General features: G+C 60.2%; 17 protein-coding genes. 10 read left to right on the top strand and 7 right to left on the bottom strand.

Going from position 1 to position 15,169, the window contains the following annotated elements; all coding sequences use genetic code 11:
- Positions 1-30: 30 nt before the first annotated feature.
- Complete coding sequence (gene pdxY / locus ABV589_RS14550; RefSeq protein ID WP_108589116.1) at positions 31-903, bottom strand: pyridoxal kinase PdxY; 873 nt, start codon at positions 901-903, stop codon at positions 31-33.
- A 117-nt stretch (positions 904-1,020) separates the two neighbouring features.
- On the opposite strand from pdxY, the gene ABV589_RS14555 reads away from it, so the two are divergent.
- Complete coding sequence (locus ABV589_RS14555; RefSeq protein ID WP_367082136.1) at positions 1,021-1,434, top strand: DUF3301 domain-containing protein; 414 nt, start codon at positions 1,021-1,023, stop codon at positions 1,432-1,434.
- Between the two features lies 1 nt (position 1,435).
- Here the strand turns inward: ABV589_RS14555 and ABV589_RS14560 are convergent, their stop codons facing one another.
- Positions 1,436-2,407: a CobW-like GTP-binding protein gene (locus tag ABV589_RS14560; protein WP_367082138.1), complete on the bottom strand. Its 972-nt coding sequence runs from the start codon at positions 2,405-2,407 to the stop codon at positions 1,436-1,438.
- A 28-nt stretch (positions 2,408-2,435) separates the two neighbouring features.
- Between ABV589_RS14560 and ABV589_RS14565 the strand changes: the two genes are divergently transcribed.
- Entirely contained in the window at positions 2,436-2,792 is a 357-nt protein-coding gene (locus ABV589_RS14565; protein WP_367082140.1) for an NADH:ubiquinone oxidoreductase, read from the top strand.
- A 3-nt stretch (positions 2,793-2,795) separates the two neighbouring features.
- On the opposite strand, the gene ABV589_RS14570 is transcribed toward ABV589_RS14565, so the two are convergent.
- Complete coding sequence (locus ABV589_RS14570) at positions 2,796-3,446, bottom strand: DUF1826 domain-containing protein (protein ID WP_367082142.1); 651 nt, start codon at positions 3,444-3,446, stop codon at positions 2,796-2,798.
- On the bottom strand, positions 3,446-4,651 hold the full coding sequence (gene zigA, locus ABV589_RS14575) for a zinc metallochaperone GTPase ZigA (RefSeq protein ID WP_367082144.1): 1,206 nt from the start codon (positions 4,649-4,651) through the stop codon (positions 3,446-3,448). The genes ABV589_RS14570 and zigA overlap by 1 nt, the downstream gene beginning before the upstream one ends.
- A gap of 234 nt (positions 4,652-4,885) precedes the next feature.
- Here zigA and ABV589_RS14580 point away from each other — a divergent pair, with 234 nt between their 5' ends.
- Positions 4,886-5,263, top strand: a complete 378-nt coding sequence (locus tag ABV589_RS14580) for a glutamine synthetase (RefSeq protein ID WP_367082146.1) — start codon at positions 4,886-4,888, stop codon at positions 5,261-5,263.
- On the opposite strand, the gene ABV589_RS14585 is transcribed toward ABV589_RS14580, so the two are convergent.
- Positions 5,260-6,462: an N-acetylmuramoyl-L-alanine amidase gene (locus tag ABV589_RS14585; RefSeq protein ID WP_367082147.1), complete on the bottom strand. Its 1,203-nt coding sequence runs from the start codon at positions 6,460-6,462 to the stop codon at positions 5,260-5,262. The two genes, ABV589_RS14580 and ABV589_RS14585, sit on opposite strands and share 4 nt — an antisense overlap.
- 84 nt (positions 6,463-6,546) lie before the next feature.
- Between ABV589_RS14585 and folE2 the strand changes: the two genes are divergently transcribed.
- Genes folE2 through ABV589_RS14615 form a run of 6 tightly spaced genes read left to right on the top strand, consistent with a single transcriptional unit; the run spans position 6,547 to position 11,753 of the window.
- Positions 6,547-7,443: a GTP cyclohydrolase FolE2 gene (gene folE2 / locus ABV589_RS14590; protein WP_367082149.1), complete on the top strand. Its 897-nt coding sequence runs from the start codon at positions 6,547-6,549 to the stop codon at positions 7,441-7,443.
- Entirely contained in the window at positions 7,440-8,108 is a 669-nt protein-coding gene (locus tag ABV589_RS14595; protein ID WP_367082151.1) for an ATP-binding cassette domain-containing protein, read from the top strand. Before folE2 ends, ABV589_RS14595 begins: the two co-directional genes overlap by 4 nt.
- On the top strand, positions 8,108-8,974 hold the full coding sequence (locus ABV589_RS14600) for a metal ABC transporter permease (RefSeq protein ID WP_367082153.1): 867 nt from the start codon (positions 8,108-8,110) through the stop codon (positions 8,972-8,974). Before ABV589_RS14595 ends, ABV589_RS14600 begins: the two co-directional genes overlap by 1 nt.
- 11 nt (positions 8,975-8,985) lie before the next feature.
- Positions 8,986-9,861: a metal ABC transporter substrate-binding protein gene (locus ABV589_RS14605; RefSeq protein WP_367082155.1), complete on the top strand. Its 876-nt coding sequence runs from the start codon at positions 8,986-8,988 to the stop codon at positions 9,859-9,861.
- Entirely contained in the window at positions 9,858-10,418 is a 561-nt protein-coding gene (locus ABV589_RS14610; RefSeq protein WP_367082157.1) for a DapH/DapD/GlmU-related protein, read from the top strand. Before ABV589_RS14605 ends, ABV589_RS14610 begins: the two co-directional genes overlap by 4 nt.
- A 3-nt stretch (positions 10,419-10,421) precedes the next feature.
- Positions 10,422-11,753, top strand: coding sequence for a dihydroorotase (locus ABV589_RS14615; protein WP_367082159.1), 1,332 nt, complete (start codon positions 10,422-10,424; stop codon positions 11,751-11,753).
- A gap of 81 nt (positions 11,754-11,834) precedes the next feature.
- Here the strand turns inward: ABV589_RS14615 and ABV589_RS14620 are convergent, their stop codons facing one another.
- Positions 11,835-12,353: a DUF3617 domain-containing protein gene (locus ABV589_RS14620; protein WP_007960849.1), complete on the bottom strand. Its 519-nt coding sequence runs from the start codon at positions 12,351-12,353 to the stop codon at positions 11,835-11,837.
- 133 nt (positions 12,354-12,486) lie between these two features.
- Here ABV589_RS14620 and cls point away from each other — a divergent pair, with 133 nt between their 5' ends.
- Positions 12,487-13,926, top strand: a complete 1,440-nt coding sequence (cls, locus tag ABV589_RS14625) for a cardiolipin synthase (RefSeq protein ID WP_367082161.1) — start codon at positions 12,487-12,489, stop codon at positions 13,924-13,926.
- 40 nt (positions 13,927-13,966) lie between these two features.
- Here the strand turns inward: cls and cfaB are convergent, their stop codons facing one another.
- Entirely contained in the window at positions 13,967-15,154 is a 1,188-nt protein-coding gene (gene cfaB, locus ABV589_RS14630) for a C17 cyclopropane fatty acid synthase CfaB (RefSeq protein WP_367082163.1), read from the bottom strand.
- Positions 15,155-15,169: the final 15 nt, after the last annotated feature.

Raw genomic sequence — 15,169 nt, forward strand, 5'->3', positions numbered from 1 at the left:
CAGGCTGCGATCTTTTGAACGATAACGCGATTACAGACTGATCGCGGTCGCCTCGAATTTCACCCGCGGATGCGCAATCCGGTCCTGCGCCCTGACCAGTTGCAGCTCATAGCTGGCACAAGCCTGGGTCTCCAGCAGCACTTCATGCACCGCCGCTGCGGTGAATTCGAACGCCGCCACCAGACTGTCGCCCAACAGCACTCGCGCCAGGAACAGCCCGGACGTCAGGTCGCCCACGCCCACCGGCTGGCGCGGAAACGCCAGCAACGGACGGCGCAGGTGCCAGCTTTCGTCAGCCGTCACCAACAACATCTCGAAACCATCCGCCGGTTTGCCCGGATAATCCAGGTGCTTGACCAGCACCGCTTTCGGCCCACGCGCCAGCAACGCCCGAGCCATCGCCAGGCAGTCGAACAGCGACTGCGGCTTGCGCCCGGAGAAGCTGTCCAGCTCCAGTTGGTTCGGGCACATGATGTCCGCCACCGCAGCGGCCTCCTCCAAGAGGAAATCGCTGACTTCGGCCGGCACACTGCAGCCCTTCTCCGGATGACCCATCACCGGGTCGCACAGGTACAGCGCCTTCGGATTGACCGACTTGATGCGCTCGACACCCCGCAGAATCGCCCGGCCCTGTGCCGCGCTGCCCAGATAACCGGAGAGCACCGCGTCGCAATTGCCCAGCTCACCGATGGCGGCGATGCCTTCGACCAGTTCGGGGATCTGATGCGGCGCCAGCACCTCTCCGGCCCACTGCCCGTACTGGGTGTGGTTGGAAAACTGCACGGTATTGAGCGGCCAGACATTCACCCCGACCCGCTGCATCGGAAACACAGCGGCGCTGTTGCCGGCGTGGCCGAAGACCACATGGGACTGAATGGCGAGCAGATGAGGCGTACGTTTCATTCGGGTTATTCCGTAAAACGATTGAAATTCAAGCCGCGCAGTATGCGACGAAACACAGCCTGTACGACAGACCGGCGACGCAGTTAAGCTGCGCCTATCTTTTGGAGTTTCCTGTTGATGCTGACCCTCGAAAACATCTTCGTGCTGATGCTGTTCGCCGTTGCCGGCGCCTGGCTATGGCACAACCACGGCCTGCGCGAGCGGGCGCTGGAGCGGGTCAAGCAGCATTGCATCAATGTCGGCGTCGAGTTGCTGGACGGCAACGTCGCGTTGAAGAAAATCGGTTTGCTCAAGGATGCCAGCGGTCGGCGGCGTCTGGCCCGGGTCTACAATTTCGAGTTCACCGTGACCGGCGAAACCCGGCACAACGGCACCATCACCCAGTTCGGCGCGCACAGTGCGCAAATCGAACTGGCGCCCTACCCGGCACCGTTCGACGACTCGCCGTCGGTGGTCGAAGTTACCCGTCCACGGGCCGAAGTGATCGAACTGAGCCAGTGGCGTCAGGAACACAACAAGTGGAAGCCTTGAGCTAACCCGTTTGCACCCGGCATTGCGTCAGGCCTGACTGCAAATCATCGATACTTTGCGCATCGGCAAAGATCAGTTCGATGCGCGAATCCCGGCGCCACTCACTGGGCTGCCACTCCAGCTCGGCGTTATCCAGAGCATTTGCCGAAACCCAGCCCTGCTCGCTGTGGATGACCAGTTTCGCTCGCCGCCAGCCCAGCGCCTTCAACCACAAGCTCAGGCGTTGAGTATCGAATTTCTGCTCCGGGTGCCAGCGCCAGCCGATGCTCCAGCCACCCTCCTGCGCCTGACTCAGGCAGATCGGCAATGCCGGATCGCTCCATACCGCCGCAATCGCCCCCACACCCTGCGGTACGACGAGGTTATCCACACCCGCCACCGCTTGCGCAGCCGCGCCGGGCAACGCGTGCAAAGGCAGTTGCGCCTGCTGGGTCCAGATCAGTTTCACTGACGGCAAACGCTGCACGATGGTCTGCCGCACAGCCTCGTCCAGACCTTCTGCCTTGTTCAGCAATAACAGACCAGCGCTGGCCAAGGCGTCCTGCTGAGCGGTCGGCAAGGCTTTCCCGGCGGCCAGCGCCTGGGCATCCAGCACTAACACACAGGGCTGCAGCGCCAGTACACCCAACCACGGCGCCTCGCCCAACTGCTTGAGCAACTGCGCTGGATGGCCCAGCCCGGACGGCTCGATGAACAACCGATCCGGCCGCGCCTTGCGCAGCAAACGGCCAAGGCCGATCTGAAACGGCGCGCCGTTGACGCAACACAAACAGCCTCCGGCGACTTCGCCCAGTGCGATACCATCGGCGTCGCGGGTCAGTAACGCGGCATCGAGGCCGATCTGACCGAACTCGTTGATCAGCACTGCCCAGCGCTCGCCTGCCGGTCGCTGGGCCATGAGTTGGCGAATCAGGCTGGTCTTGCCGGCGCCCAGAGGGCCGGCGATGACATGGGTAGGAATGTTCTGCAACATGGCTGGGCGTTTTCTGAAGGGGTTGGACATGCGTTGGATGGGATGGTCGTTGCTGTTGATGGTGCTGTCGAGCGAAGCATGGGCCCAGGCTTGCGTGGTGCACAGCCAGGGTGAGCGGCTCGACGTCAAGGTCTGCCAGCAGAACCGCAGCATTCCCGAGAAGCTGTTCAGCGACGGCTTCTGCCAGCCGACGCTGGCCGGGCAGAAAGTCGAGGTGCAGTACGTCGATCAATGCCCGAGCGACGCGTTCGGCGTGTGCAGCAACGCGCAAGTCGCCAATATGCCCTATCGCCAGGATATCCACTATTACGGTGTCGCCTCCGACGCAGCGTATTTGCAGCCGTACTGCGAAGGCCAGAGCCAGGGCAAGTGGCTCAAGCCGTAAGCTTCAGCCTAGCCAGTCGAGGGTCAGCAGCACCCTTCGCTCACCCGGCGCCGGTTGCGGGGAGCGATGAATCAGCCCAAAACCTTCGTTGCCGTGCCACTTCTCGCCTTTCAATAGCGCCACATCACCGCACTTGAGTTGCTGGATTTGGCTCATGCCGTGCGGCTCGGCGTTGGCCTGGCCCAATTGCTCGCGATCCATCACCCCTTCCTTGAGCCATTGGCTGCCAATCCCGGCATAGGTGGTGATCAAGCGCACCGGCACATGATCGACATGGAAACGTGGACACATGGCTTTATCCAATACCCGCAGGCGTAAGCCGATACGCCGTGCGCCCAGCAGACAGGCGAAGGCACTCACCAGCCATTGCAGGTCAGCGACGAAGCCTTCGTAGCCTTGCAGATCACGGAACCCGGCGGCCAGTCCTTGCAGATCAGGATCGGCGTCTTCATTCGGCAATTCGATGCACAGCGCTTCCGCCAAAGGCTCGTTGAGCGAGAGCAGCAACTCTGCGAAATCGGCGATGTGCAGCGGCAGTTGGCGCTGCCAGACCGCGAGATTGACGTCGTCTTCGAGGATTCGCGTCAGCGTTTCGGGCGTCGGCTCCTGATGCTGATTACGGGTACGATTCTGCTGCAATTTGAGCGCGAGCATCAGGCGGCCTCATCGTGCCAAGGGCCGAACGGGTCAGGCAGCATGCGCCAACCTTCTACGCCAACAGCTATCTCTTCGTCCGTGAGCAGGCAGGCCTCAAGTTCCGACCTGAGCTTTACGAAATTCATGTTCTGGCCTATGAAAACCAGCTCCTGACGGCAATCTCCGACATTGCGCGTCCAGTTTTCCATGATCGCTGCGGTACTTTCCTGATCCTGCGGCCATTGGCTTTTCGGTACGAAACGCCACCAGCGCCCGGCAAAACCATGACGCATCAGACCGCCGGCCTGCGACCAACTGCCTGCGTCGGTGGGTTTGCTGGCGAGCCAGAAATAGCCCTTGGAGCGCAGCAGTTTGCCGTTGGTCCACGGACGATCAATGAAGTTGAAGAAGCGCTGCGGATGAAACGGGCGACGCGCGCGGTAGGCCATCGAAGCGATACCGTATTCCGTAGTTTCCGGCACGTGTTCACCGCGCAATTCCTGTAACCAGCCTGGGGCCTGAGCGGCCTTCTCGAAATCGAAACGCCCGGTGTTGAGAATCTTCTCCAGCGGCACCTCGCCCATCACCATCGGGATGATCTCCGCCTGGGCGTTGAGGCGCTTGAGGATGGCCATCAGCTCTTCGCGCTCCTGACGACTGATGAGGTCGATCTTGCTGATCAGCAGTACGTCGGCGAACTCGATTTGTTCGATCAGCAGATCGGTGATCGAGCGTTCATCTTCATCGCCCAGTGTCTCGCCGCGGGACGCGAGGCTCTCGGCAGCCTGATAATCGAGGAGGAAATTCACGCCGTCGACTACCGTGACCAGGGTGTCGAGCCGCGCGACGTCAGCAAGGCTCTGGCCCTGCTCATCGCGGAAGGTAAACGTTTCGGCTACCGGCAGTGGTTCGGAAATGCCAGTGGATTCGATGAGCAGGTAATCGAATCGTCCTTCGCGAGCAAGTTTGCCGACTTCTTCGAGCAGGTCCTCGCGTAACGTACAGCAGATACAACCGTTGCTCATCTCAACCAGTTTTTCTTCCGCACGATTCAGGCTGACATCGCGCTGGACTTCGCTGCCATCAATATTGATCTCGCTCACATCGTTAACGATGACCGCAACACGCAAGCCTTCTCTATTACGTAGTACGTAATTCAAAAGCGTACTTTTTCCGGCGCCGAGAAATCCCGATAAAACGGTCACGGGAAGCGGAGATGACATTGGATAATCCTCATCATGTGGTGGCCGATGTGCGTTTTGGCCTGTCTTGGCGTAGCGCAGCGCGTTCTATAGCTTCAAAACAGCGATATGACAGAAGCAGACGCTTGAAATCGACGAGCTCAGGCCTAATTCAATTTAATGTTATAGTATAACAATATAAATAAGCCAGACCCGCTCTTGCCGAAACTGATAAAGCGCTGAAAGCTGCACGCAATCTGCCCATCGGGAACCGCGATGAAAACTGCTTTGAAATGCTCGCTACTGAGTCTCGCGCTGCTGTCCGGGGCCAACGCATGGGGGCAAATTCCCGCGCTCGCCCACTGCACACGCAGCGCCAATCTGCTGGCCTGCATCGATGCGCAGGGCAATGCCTACAGCGTGAACACGGTGGGCACCACGATTTATCTGCGAGGATTTGAAAAGGAAGGCAAACGCTACTGGGCGCAGACCAACAGTCGCTTCGGACAACTGACGTTCTTCACCGGGATCGCCTCTGACGGCGAAGCCTGGGTCGGCTACACCCGTCGCGTCGGCTGGACGACGATCAATCGCTTTTCCAGCTCTGGCGGCAGTAGCGCCAAATTCACCTGCAGCCGAATCACCGGCTGCTAAACCTGCGCTTTTTGCTGCTCCTGCTGCCAAGCGATGTAGCTATCTGCTGGCGGATTCTTCTGGAAGTAACGCTGCAATCCTTCAAACAGACCATCAGCCACAGCTCGCTGATGTCGTGGCGTGACTAGGCGCTGGCGGTCACGGGCGTTGGAAATGAAGCCGGTTTCCACCAGAATCGATGGCACATCCGGCGACTTCAAGACGGCAAATCCTGCCTGTTCCACGCGCTTCTGATGCAGCGTGGTAATACCCGCCAGACTGCTGAGAACGGTGCTGCCGAGTTGCAGGCTCGCGGCGATGGTGGCGCTCATCGACATGTCGAGGATCACGCCCGCGAGCATCGGATCCTTGTCTTTGAGATTGAGCAGGCTGGTCGCACCAAGCAGGTCCGCGCCGTTCTCCCGTTGCGCCATGAAGCGTGCAGTCGCTGACGTCGCCCCACCTTCGGACAGGCAATATACCGACGCTCCCGACGCCGTCAGACGCGGTGCCGCATCGGCGTGTACCGAGATAAACATGTCGGCCTTGTGCTGACGTGCGATGTCCACACGCTTGCGAAGCGGCACGAAGAAGTCGTCATTGCGCACCAGTTTGACGTCGAAGCCTTTCTCCTTTTTCAGGCGTTTGGCGAGCAACTGGGCGATGGCAAGAACCACATCTTTTTCCCGCTCACCCTTGGCGCCAACCGCGCCTGGGTCTTTCCCGCCGTGCCCGGGATCAACGACAACGATGATGTCGCGCTTGGGGTGAGCCTGATTCGAGGGTGTTTCACGTGGAACCATTGCCGGACTTGATGCCTGTTTGGCGTTTACCAGATCAAGCACCAAACGGTGTCCTTGGCCATCTTGAGGCGCCAAAAGGAAGCTGTTCAATAGCACCGGATGGTTCAGATCGAGAACGATCCGTGTATTCCCCTGACCAAAATGCCCTGAGCGAATGGCGCGAATCGCGGTATCGGCCAGCGCTAATCGACCGAAATCGCCACTCAAACTCGCCCCGGGAAGGTCGATGATCAAGCGTTCTGGAGAGCTCAGCGAAAAGGTTTTGTAGCGCACCGGACCGCTAAGATCGAAGACCAATCTCAGCTTGTCATCCGAACGCCATAGGCGCGCATTGCGAATTTGCGCAGCCGAAACGGTGAAGGGAAAAGCCAAGGCCGTGCTGGCCAGAAGTAGACTGAGCAGATGACGTCTGTGCATGTGAAAGCCTGTTCATGAAAAAGGCATCGTGATTTGAATTGTTATAATGTAACATCTAATTCAATCAACACGATGGTCCCGAACATGAATTCGCTGACACTTCCGGATATTGCGACTCAAGCCGCTCGCCAGGCATTACCGCTTGATTGGGTGGGAATGTGCGGCATTGCTCTGCCTGTTTTATTGCAAGGTCAACGTCTGGGCGCAAAAGCTGATGCAGGCGTGAGTCTCGATGATGGCGAGGCGCGCGGTATTCACATGTCGCGGCTGTATCTCGCACTGGCGACACTTGAGCGGCAGGACCTATCTCCCTCCCTGTTACGCCAGGTTCTCGAGGATTTTCTGGCCAGCCATGATGGTTTATCCAACGGCGCCTACCTGAAAATCCACTGCGAAGTGCTGCTGAAAAGGCCTGCGTTAGTCAGCCCTCTAGCCGGCTGGAAGAGCTACCCAGTGAGCATTTCTGCGAGCCTGAAAAACAAAGTGTTCCACGTGGAACTGAAAATTGAGGTGCCCTACTCCTCAACTTGCCCGTGCTCAGCAGCTTTGGCGCGGCAGTTGATTCAGCAGCAATTCATCGATGACTTCGCCAACAAGCCACTGCACCATGCCGAAGTTTTGACCTGGCTTGGATCAAGCCAAGGCATTGTCGCCACCCCGCACAGCCAACGCAGCACCGCGCATCTGCACATGCATCTCGACGAGTTCATCGACGAGCTTCCCCTGAGTGTGATCATCAATGACGCCGAAGCGGCGCTCGGCACCGCCGTGCAAACCGCCGTGAAACGTGCCGACGAGCAAGCCTTCGCGTTAGCCAATGGGCAGAACCTGATGTTCTGCGAAGACGCCGCGCGACGACTCAACCTGGCCCTGCGTCGCTCCCCCGGGGTGAGTGGATTCCACCTGCGAGTGATCCACGCCGAAAGCCTGCACGCCCACGACGCGGTCGCCGAAAGCCACTGGCATCGAGAACTCGAATGATCCGTTGCCACACCCTGAGTTGGGGCGCACCCGGCCAACCACTGACTTCGCCACTGACCCTATCGCTGGAACACGGCAGCCTCGGCGCCATCATCGGCGCCAACGGCTGCGGTAAGAGCAGCCTGTTGAAAGTCATCGCCGGATTGCAGGAGCCGTTATCGGGAAAGGTCGCACTGGGTGTTTCACGTCAGGGCGGTTTGGCGTTCCTGCCGCAACAGCAACACCTCGACCGACAGTTCCCCATCAGCCTCGAAGAGCTGGTGGCCGCGGGTTTCTGGGGCCGTCGACTGTCGACGCAACTGCGCACGCAACGACTCGTCAACGCACTGGAAAATTGGCACCTTAGCGGTCTGGAACAGCGTCCGCTGATGGCCCTCTCCGGTGGCGAGTTGCAACGCGCCCTGCTCGCCCGCTTGAGTCTGACCGACGCCCCATTGCTGCTCCTTGACGAACCCCACGCCGCACTCGATGAACTGGGCCAACAATTGCTCTGGCAACACATCCACGCCTGGCACTCCGAAGGACGGACACTGCTGGTGGTCTGCCATGACCTCGCCGCTGTCCGCCAACACATCCCGCAGACCCTGCTGATCAAAAACCGCGAATGCGTGTTCGGACCCAGTACCGAACTGATCCAGCAAACACCCGATATGCAGGTGGCCTGATGCTTACCGTCGCCCACCTCTGGCAACCGTTCAGCGAGTTCGTGTTTATGCGCCGAGCGCTGCTCGGTGGACTGGTATTGGCCTGTAGCACAGCGCCGCTCGGTGTGTTCCTGATCCTGCGGCGCATGAGCCTGATCGGTGACGCCGTCGCCCACGGCATCCTTCCCGGCGCGGCATTGGGCTTCTGGTTCGCCGGTCTGAGTCTCCCCGCGTTGACCTTCGGTGGTCTGGGTGCCGGGCTGGGCATGGCCGGACTGGCCGCCTGGATTACCCGCCGCACCGGTCTGCGCGAAGACGCCAGCCTCGCTGCGATCTACCCGATCTCGCTCGCCAGTGGCGTGCTGATTCTTGGCATCGCCGGCAAGCGTCTGGATCTGCTGCACTTGCTGTTCGGCTCAGCGCTCGCCGTCGACGGCCCAACCCTCAACGGCATGTTGTGGGTGTCGGGACTGAGCCTAGCCGCCATGGCCCTGATCTACAAACCGCTGCTGCTCGACACCCTCGACCCGTTGTTCCTACAAACCGTCAGCCGGCTCGGCCCGCTCGCCCACGGTGTGTTCCTGACATTGGTGGTACTGAATCTGGTGATCGGTTTCCAGGCCATCGGCGCCTTGATGGTGGTCGGCCTGATGATGCTGCCCGCCGCCGCTTCGCGGTTCTGGAGTCGTCGCCTGCCTGCCCTGATTGCGATCTCGGCGCTCATCGGCTGCCTGTCGGTGTGGTGCGGATTGTTGATCTCGTTCTACTACTCGCTGCCCAGTGGTCCGGCCATCGTGCTGGTCGCGGGGATCGGTTATCTGCTGTCGGTCGTGTTCGGGCCGGTGCACGGTTTGCTGCGCCGCCCGCCTTTGCTCACATCCCCATGAGGTGTTTCCCGATGCGCGCTTTACTCGTATTGTTCAGCCTGCTGCTCTCGATGTCGTTGTCGGCGGCGGAAAAATTGCCCGTGGTCACCAGCTTCAGCATCCTCGCCGACATGGTTCACCAAGTGGGTGGCGAGCATATCCAGATCACCAATATGGTCGGCCCGGACGCCGACGCGCACACCTATGAACCGACACCGGACGATGCCAAAGCGCTGCTCAAAGCCAAACTGATCATCAAGAACGGCCTCGGTTTCGAACCATGGCTTGATCGTCTGGTGACCAGCACCGAGACAAAAGCCACGGTCGTCAGTGCCAGCCGTGGTGTGATTCCTCGATCGCTGGATGAGGATGGCGAGACCATTCCCGACCCGCACGCCTGGCACAACCTGGCCAACACCGAGTTGTATGTCGCCAATATCACCAAGGCACTGATCGCCGCCGATCCGGCGAACAAGGCCGACTACCAACGCAACAGTCAGACCTACCTGAAACAGATCTACGCCCTGCTCGCCGAAGCCAAGGCCAAGCTCGGTTCACTGCCGCCGGGCAATCGCAAGATTGTCACCAGCCACGATGCCTTCGGTTATCTCGGTCAGGCCTACGGCATCGACTTCATGGCGCCGCAAGGTCTGTCCACCGAGCGCGAACCTTCGGCTGCCGAAGTCGCTGCGCTGATCACCCAGATCCGTCAGGCCAAGGTCAAAGCGGTGTTCATGGAAAACATCAAGGACGCGCGCCTGCTCAAGCAGATCGCCGAAGAAAGCGGCGCGCACATTGGCGGCACGTTGTACTCCGATGCCCTCGCCGCCAGTGGCCCGGCCAGCACCTTTGCCGGCTTGTTTCGATACAACCTCAACACCCTTTACGACGCGCTGAGCCAACCATGATTCGCAAAAACCCTTCCGGCGATTTGCCGCACATTGCCGAGTCGGCCTACGTCGATAAAACCGCGATCATCTGCGGCAAGGTGGTCATCGGTGAGAACGTCTTCGTCGGCCCCTACGCGGTGATCCGTGCTGACGAAGTAGACGCTTCGGGCACGATGGAGCCGATCACCATCGGCGCCAATTCGAATATCCAGGACGGCGTGGTGATTCACTCCAAATCCGGCGCGGCAGTAACCATCGGCGAATTCACCTCGATCGCACACCGCTCGATCGTGCATGGTCCGTGCAAGGTCGGCGACCGGGTGTTCATTGGCTTCAATAGCGTGCTGTTCAATTGTGTGGTCGGTGACGGCTGTGTGGTTCGACACAACTCGGTAGTCGACGGCCGAGATTTGCCGGACGCGTTTTACGTGCCCTCCACCACCCGCATCGGCCCCAACACCGACCTCTCGCAGTTCCCGCCAGTGAGTGTCAGCGCCTCGGAGTTTTCCGAAGACGTGGCGCGCACCAACGTCGATCTGGTGCGCGGTTACAAAGCCTTGCAAAACGAGTTCTGAACCATGAGCAGTGTGCTGATTCGCAATGCCAGACTGGTCAACGAAGGACGCGAGTACGATGGCGATCTGCTGGTCAGTCATGGCCGTATCGTCAAGATTGCGCGCAGCATCGAGGGTGAAAATGCCCGCGTGGAAATCGACGCCCAAGGTCAATGGCTGTTGCCGGGGATGATTGATGACCAGGTGCATTTTCGCGAACCGGGGTCGCCGGCCAAGGGCAGTATTCATAGCGAGTCGCGCGCTGCGGTGGCGGGCGGCATCACCAGTTTCATGGACATGCCCAACACCCGACCGGCCACCCTGACCCTGGAAGCGCTGGCGGATAAAAAACGCCGGGCGGCGATTAACTCCGTGGCCAATTATGGCTTCCACTTCGGTGTCAGTCAGGACAACCTCGACACCGTCGCCGCACTCAATCCCTGCGAAGTGGCCGGGGTCAAAGTGTTCATGGGCGCGTCCACTGGCAACATGTTGGTGGATGACCCGAAAACTCTCGAGCGTCTGTTCGCCGTAGTGCCGACGATCCTGCTGGCCCATTGCGAACACACACCGAGCATCGAGGCCAATGCAGCACGTCTGCGCGAACTCCACGGCGACCACCTGCCGGCGAATATCCATGCACTGATTCGTGATGCCGAGGCTTGCTACCGCTCCTCTTCGCTGGCGGTGGAACTGGCCAGACGTCACGGCACCCGCCTGCACGTTTTGCACCTGACCACTGCTCGCGAACTCGAGTTGTTCGAGGACAAGCCGCTCGCCCAGAAACACATCACGGCTGAAGTCTGCCTGCATCATCTGCTATTCGATGACCGCGACTATCCGGCCCTCGGCAACCTGATCAAATGCAATCCTGCGATCAAGACCCAAACCGACCGCGACGCCCTGCGCGCGGCGCTGCTGAGTAACCGACTGGACGTCATCGGCAGCGATCACGCACCGCATACCTGGGCAGAAAAGCAGCGCCCGTATGCCGAAGCGCCTGCCGGCTTGCCGCTGGTGCAGCACGCCTTGCCGGCGATGCTGGAACTGGTGGCCGATGGCATGCTGCCGATCACCACGCTGGTGGCGAAGACCAGCCATCGGGTGGCGGATCTGTTTGCGATTCCGGATCGAGGTTATTTGCGGGAGGGGTATTGGGCGGATCTGGTGCTGGTTGAGCCAGCGGCTCTGGAGGTGTCGCGGCAACCGATCCTGTCGCAGTGCGGGTGGACGCCGTTTGCTGACAAGACTTTCCGCTATCGGGTGAATACAACGTTGGTGTCGGGGCAGATTGCCTGGCGGGAGCGGCGTATCAACGAAGGATGCCAGGGGCTGGCGTTGCGATTTATGCGGTGACAACCAAGACGCCTTCGCGAGCAGGCTCGCTCCCACAGGAATCACCTTGTCCCTGTGGGAGCGGGCTTGCTCGCGAAGCTTTTAAGCCCTCGGCTTCACAGTGCCGCAATCCTGACCCAACCACACCGCACGGGTTTCCAAGCTGCCCTTCTGGTTAATGCCGATGGCATTGAACGTGCCGTTGGCCACGGTGGTGAACTCACGATCACTGAGGAACGTCGCGACACCCGTGCCTTGCGCTTTCGGGCAGCTGAAGCGGAATTTCCACTGGTTGCCGGTGCGCTCGGTGATCTGCTGTTTGCAGCCCGATTGCGGATCGGCCAGCGGAATATCGTTGGTCGCCACTTGTTGCGGCGTCAGGCAGGCACGGATGCCCTTGCCGCCGATGTTGATCCCGTTCTTTTCCAGCGCCGCACGTTGTTGCGGAGTCATCTGGCCTTGCAACTGGCCAAGGATCGATTGCACATCCATGGGCTGGTCATCGACCTTGACGTTGCTCGAGGTCATTTCCCATAGCCCCGGCTGCAGCATTTGCGCCTGCGCAACCAGCGGCATTGCCAAACCCAGGCCCAGCGCCAAACCCAGCAGACGAACGTTCATCGAAAAAAACTCCTGATCAGTAGTGGCCGTTAGACGTCGGCCGGTTGCTTCGGTTCATGCACCAATTAAATAGCGACATTCGCCTCGGAACATGGTCTGTTACGCATTGAGTCTTCAGGAGCAAGGCTGCCCCATGGATTATTTCGGACCGCACATTTTCGGTTATCTGATCGCCCTGATACATAGCCTCGGCTTGATCGCCGCCATCCACGCGGTGCTGACCGTACGCACCGCCCAAGGCTCGATCGCCTGGGCATTGTCGCTTATTTTCATTCCCTACCTGACGCTCATCCCTTATCTGGTATTCGGCCGCAGCACCTTCGACGGCTACATCAAGGCACGCCGTCAGGCCAACGAACAGATGCGCCAGGCGATCTCCGAGCTGAACTGGCGCCCGTGGGTCGAAGAGGCCCTCACCGCCCGTGCATCCAACGCCTACGCCTCACTGCGCGCCATGCCCAAATTGGGTCGTATGCCGTGCCTGGCAAACAACGAAGTACAGCTGCTGGTGAATGGCCACGCGACCTTCGAGGCGATTTTCCGTGCCATCGATCAAGCGCGCGAAGCCGTACTGGTGCAGTTTTTCATCATTCATGACGACCGCCTCGGGCAGCGCCTGCGCGACCTGTTGCTGAAAAAAGCCGCCGAAGGCGTGGCGATCCATCTGCTCTACGACCGGATCGGCAGCCACGCCCTGCCCCATAGCTTCGTGCAGGCGTTGCGCGACGGCGGTGTCGAGGTCAAAGCCTTCGCCACGCGCAGCGGCTGGCTCAATCGCTTCCAGGTGAATTTCCGCAACCACCGCAAAATCGTCGTGGTCGATGGCGTGCTCGGCTTTGTCGGTGGGCACAACGTCGGCGATGAGTACATGGGCGAGAAGCCGCCGCTGGCGCCCTGGCGCGATACCCACGTGCAAGTGCGCGGGCCGGTGGTGGCCTGCATGCAGGAGTCGTTTGCCGAGGACTGGTTCTGGGCCGCACGGACTTTGCCGCCGCTGATCCTGCCAGACGTTTACCCGGAGGACGGCGTGCTCTGCCAGTTGCTGGCAAGCGGCCCCGCCGACGCTTACGAAACCTGCTCGCTGTTCTTCGTCGAAGCGATCCACGCAGCGACCGAGCGCGTGTGGATCACCAGCCCGTACTTCATTCCCGACGAAGCAGTCTTCGCCGCGTTGCGTCTGGCGGTGCTGCGCGGCGTCGACGTGCGTCTGCTGCTGCCATCGCGCCCCGATCACCGCATCGTCTACGCCGCGTCCAGCCTGTATGCCTTCGAAGCGGTGCGCGCCGGCGTGCGCGTGTTCCGCTACGAACCGGGTTTCCTGCATCAGAAAGTGGTGTTGATCGACAGCGAAATCAGCGCCATCGGTAGCGCCAATCTGGATAACCGTTCGTTCCGGCTGAATTTCGAAGTGATGTTGCTGACCGTCGACAGCGACTTCGCCGCCAGCGTGGAACAGATGCTCAACGCCGACTTCGAGCAAGCTTACGAAGTCGCCAAAGAGGAAAGCCGGGAGATCCACCGCCTGCAACAGCTCGGCATGCGGATCGCCCGGCTGATTTCCCCGATTCTCTGAACGGCGCCTCTCCCCACAGCGGGAGAGAGGCGTTCAGGCATTACGGGTGATAGATGTCGTCCCGCGTCCAAGGCAACTCATGGCTGCCATCGGCGTGCGCTTTCACTGCCAGAATCTGGTGCAGATTGATCCAGCCCCGCGCGAAGGCGTAAGCACATCCGGCCAGATACAGGCGCCAGATGCGCAGCGCCTGCTCAGGCACCATTTTCGCCGCAGCTTCGAGGTTGTCTTCCAGCCGCTCGCTCCAGTGGTCCAGCGTGCGCGCGTAATGCAGACGCAGGCTTTCGACGTCGACAATTTCCAGGCCTGCTTCACTGATCTCGGCCGAGATCATTGCCAGATGCGGCAGCTCGCCATTGGGGAATACATATTTCTCGATGAAATCCCCAGCGCCACGCCCGACCGGGCGACCATCGGTGTGTTTGGCGGTGATGCCATGGTTCATCACCAGACCGCCCTCTTTCACCGCACCAAACAGGACGTTGCAATATTCGGCGAGGTTGGCGTGGCCGACGTGTTCGAACATGCCAACGCTGACTACCTTGTCGAAGCGCCCGTCCTGCGGCAGATCGCGGTAGTCGAGCAGTTGCAGTTCGACCTGGTCTTCCAGGCCCTCGGCTTTGACGCGCTCGCGGGCCAGTGCCAGTTGTTCCTTGCTCAGGGTAATGCCGAACACTTTGGCGCCAAACTCCCGCGCCGCAAAACGCGCCAGCCCACCCCAACCGCAGCCGACATCCAGCAGGTAGTCGCCGGGCTGCAGACGCAGCTTGCGACACAGGTGCCGGAACTTGGCCTGTTGCGCTTGCTCGAGGGTTTCACTGCCGGTTTCAAAATAGGCGCAGGAATACGCCATGTCGCTGTCTAGCCAGAGCTGGTAGAACTCGTTGGACAGGTCGTAGTGATAAGAAATGGCTTTGGCGTCGGTTTCCTTGTCGTGCACCGCTCGCACAGGCTGGGCGCCTTCATCTTCGTCGAGCAAGGCACTGCTCAGTTCGTCGCAAACCCGGATGACTTCGCTGATCGAGCCCTCCAGTTCAAGCTTGCCTTCGACGAACGCCGCCCCCAGCGCGTCTAGGCTTGGATGGGTGAACTGGGTGACCATCGTCGGGTCCTTGACCACGATGGTTACGCTGGGCGCCGGGCCCAGATTGAACTCATGGCCGTCCCAGAGTCGCAGGCGAAGTGGAAGCTGCAAATTCTGCAAGGCCGGTGGAAGTTGCGCGAGCATGGAAAATCCCCCTTG

The organism is Pseudomonas sp. HOU2 (assembly GCF_040729435.1).
Lineage (GTDB): Bacteria > Pseudomonadota > Gammaproteobacteria > Pseudomonadales > Pseudomonadaceae > Aquipseudomonas.

Coding starts and splice junctions, on each gene's coding strand:
- pdxY (WP_108589116.1), bottom strand. CDS start 903: ATGAAACGTACGCCTCATCTGCTCGCCATTCAGTCCCATGTGGTCTTC.
- ABV589_RS14555 (WP_367082136.1), top strand. CDS start 1,021: ATGCTGACCCTCGAAAACATCTTCGTGCTGATGCTGTTCGCCGTTGCC.
- ABV589_RS14560 (WP_367082138.1), bottom strand. CDS start 2,407: ATGTTGCAGAACATTCCTACCCATGTCATCGCCGGCCCTCTGGGCGCC.
- ABV589_RS14565 (WP_367082140.1), top strand. CDS start 2,436: ATGCGTTGGATGGGATGGTCGTTGCTGTTGATGGTGCTGTCGAGCGAA.
- ABV589_RS14570 (WP_367082142.1), bottom strand. CDS start 3,446: ATGCTCGCGCTCAAATTGCAGCAGAATCGTACCCGTAATCAGCATCAG.
- zigA (WP_367082144.1), bottom strand. CDS start 4,651: ATGTCATCTCCGCTTCCCGTGACCGTTTTATCGGGATTTCTCGGCGCC.
- ABV589_RS14580 (WP_367082146.1), top strand. CDS start 4,886: ATGAAAACTGCTTTGAAATGCTCGCTACTGAGTCTCGCGCTGCTGTCC.
- ABV589_RS14585 (WP_367082147.1), bottom strand. CDS start 6,462: ATGCACAGACGTCATCTGCTCAGTCTACTTCTGGCCAGCACGGCCTTG.
- folE2 (WP_367082149.1), top strand. CDS start 6,547: ATGAATTCGCTGACACTTCCGGATATTGCGACTCAAGCCGCTCGCCAG.
- ABV589_RS14595 (WP_367082151.1), top strand. CDS start 7,440: ATGATCCGTTGCCACACCCTGAGTTGGGGCGCACCCGGCCAACCACTG.
- ABV589_RS14600 (WP_367082153.1), top strand. CDS start 8,108: ATGCTTACCGTCGCCCACCTCTGGCAACCGTTCAGCGAGTTCGTGTTT.
- ABV589_RS14605 (WP_367082155.1), top strand. CDS start 8,986: ATGCGCGCTTTACTCGTATTGTTCAGCCTGCTGCTCTCGATGTCGTTG.
- ABV589_RS14610 (WP_367082157.1), top strand. CDS start 9,858: ATGATTCGCAAAAACCCTTCCGGCGATTTGCCGCACATTGCCGAGTCG.
- ABV589_RS14615 (WP_367082159.1), top strand. CDS start 10,422: ATGAGCAGTGTGCTGATTCGCAATGCCAGACTGGTCAACGAAGGACGC.
- ABV589_RS14620 (WP_007960849.1), bottom strand. CDS start 12,353: ATGAACGTTCGTCTGCTGGGTTTGGCGCTGGGCCTGGGTTTGGCAATG.
- cls (WP_367082161.1), top strand. CDS start 12,487: ATGGATTATTTCGGACCGCACATTTTCGGTTATCTGATCGCCCTGATA.
- cfaB (WP_367082163.1), bottom strand. CDS start 15,154: ATGCTCGCGCAACTTCCACCGGCCTTGCAGAATTTGCAGCTTCCACTT.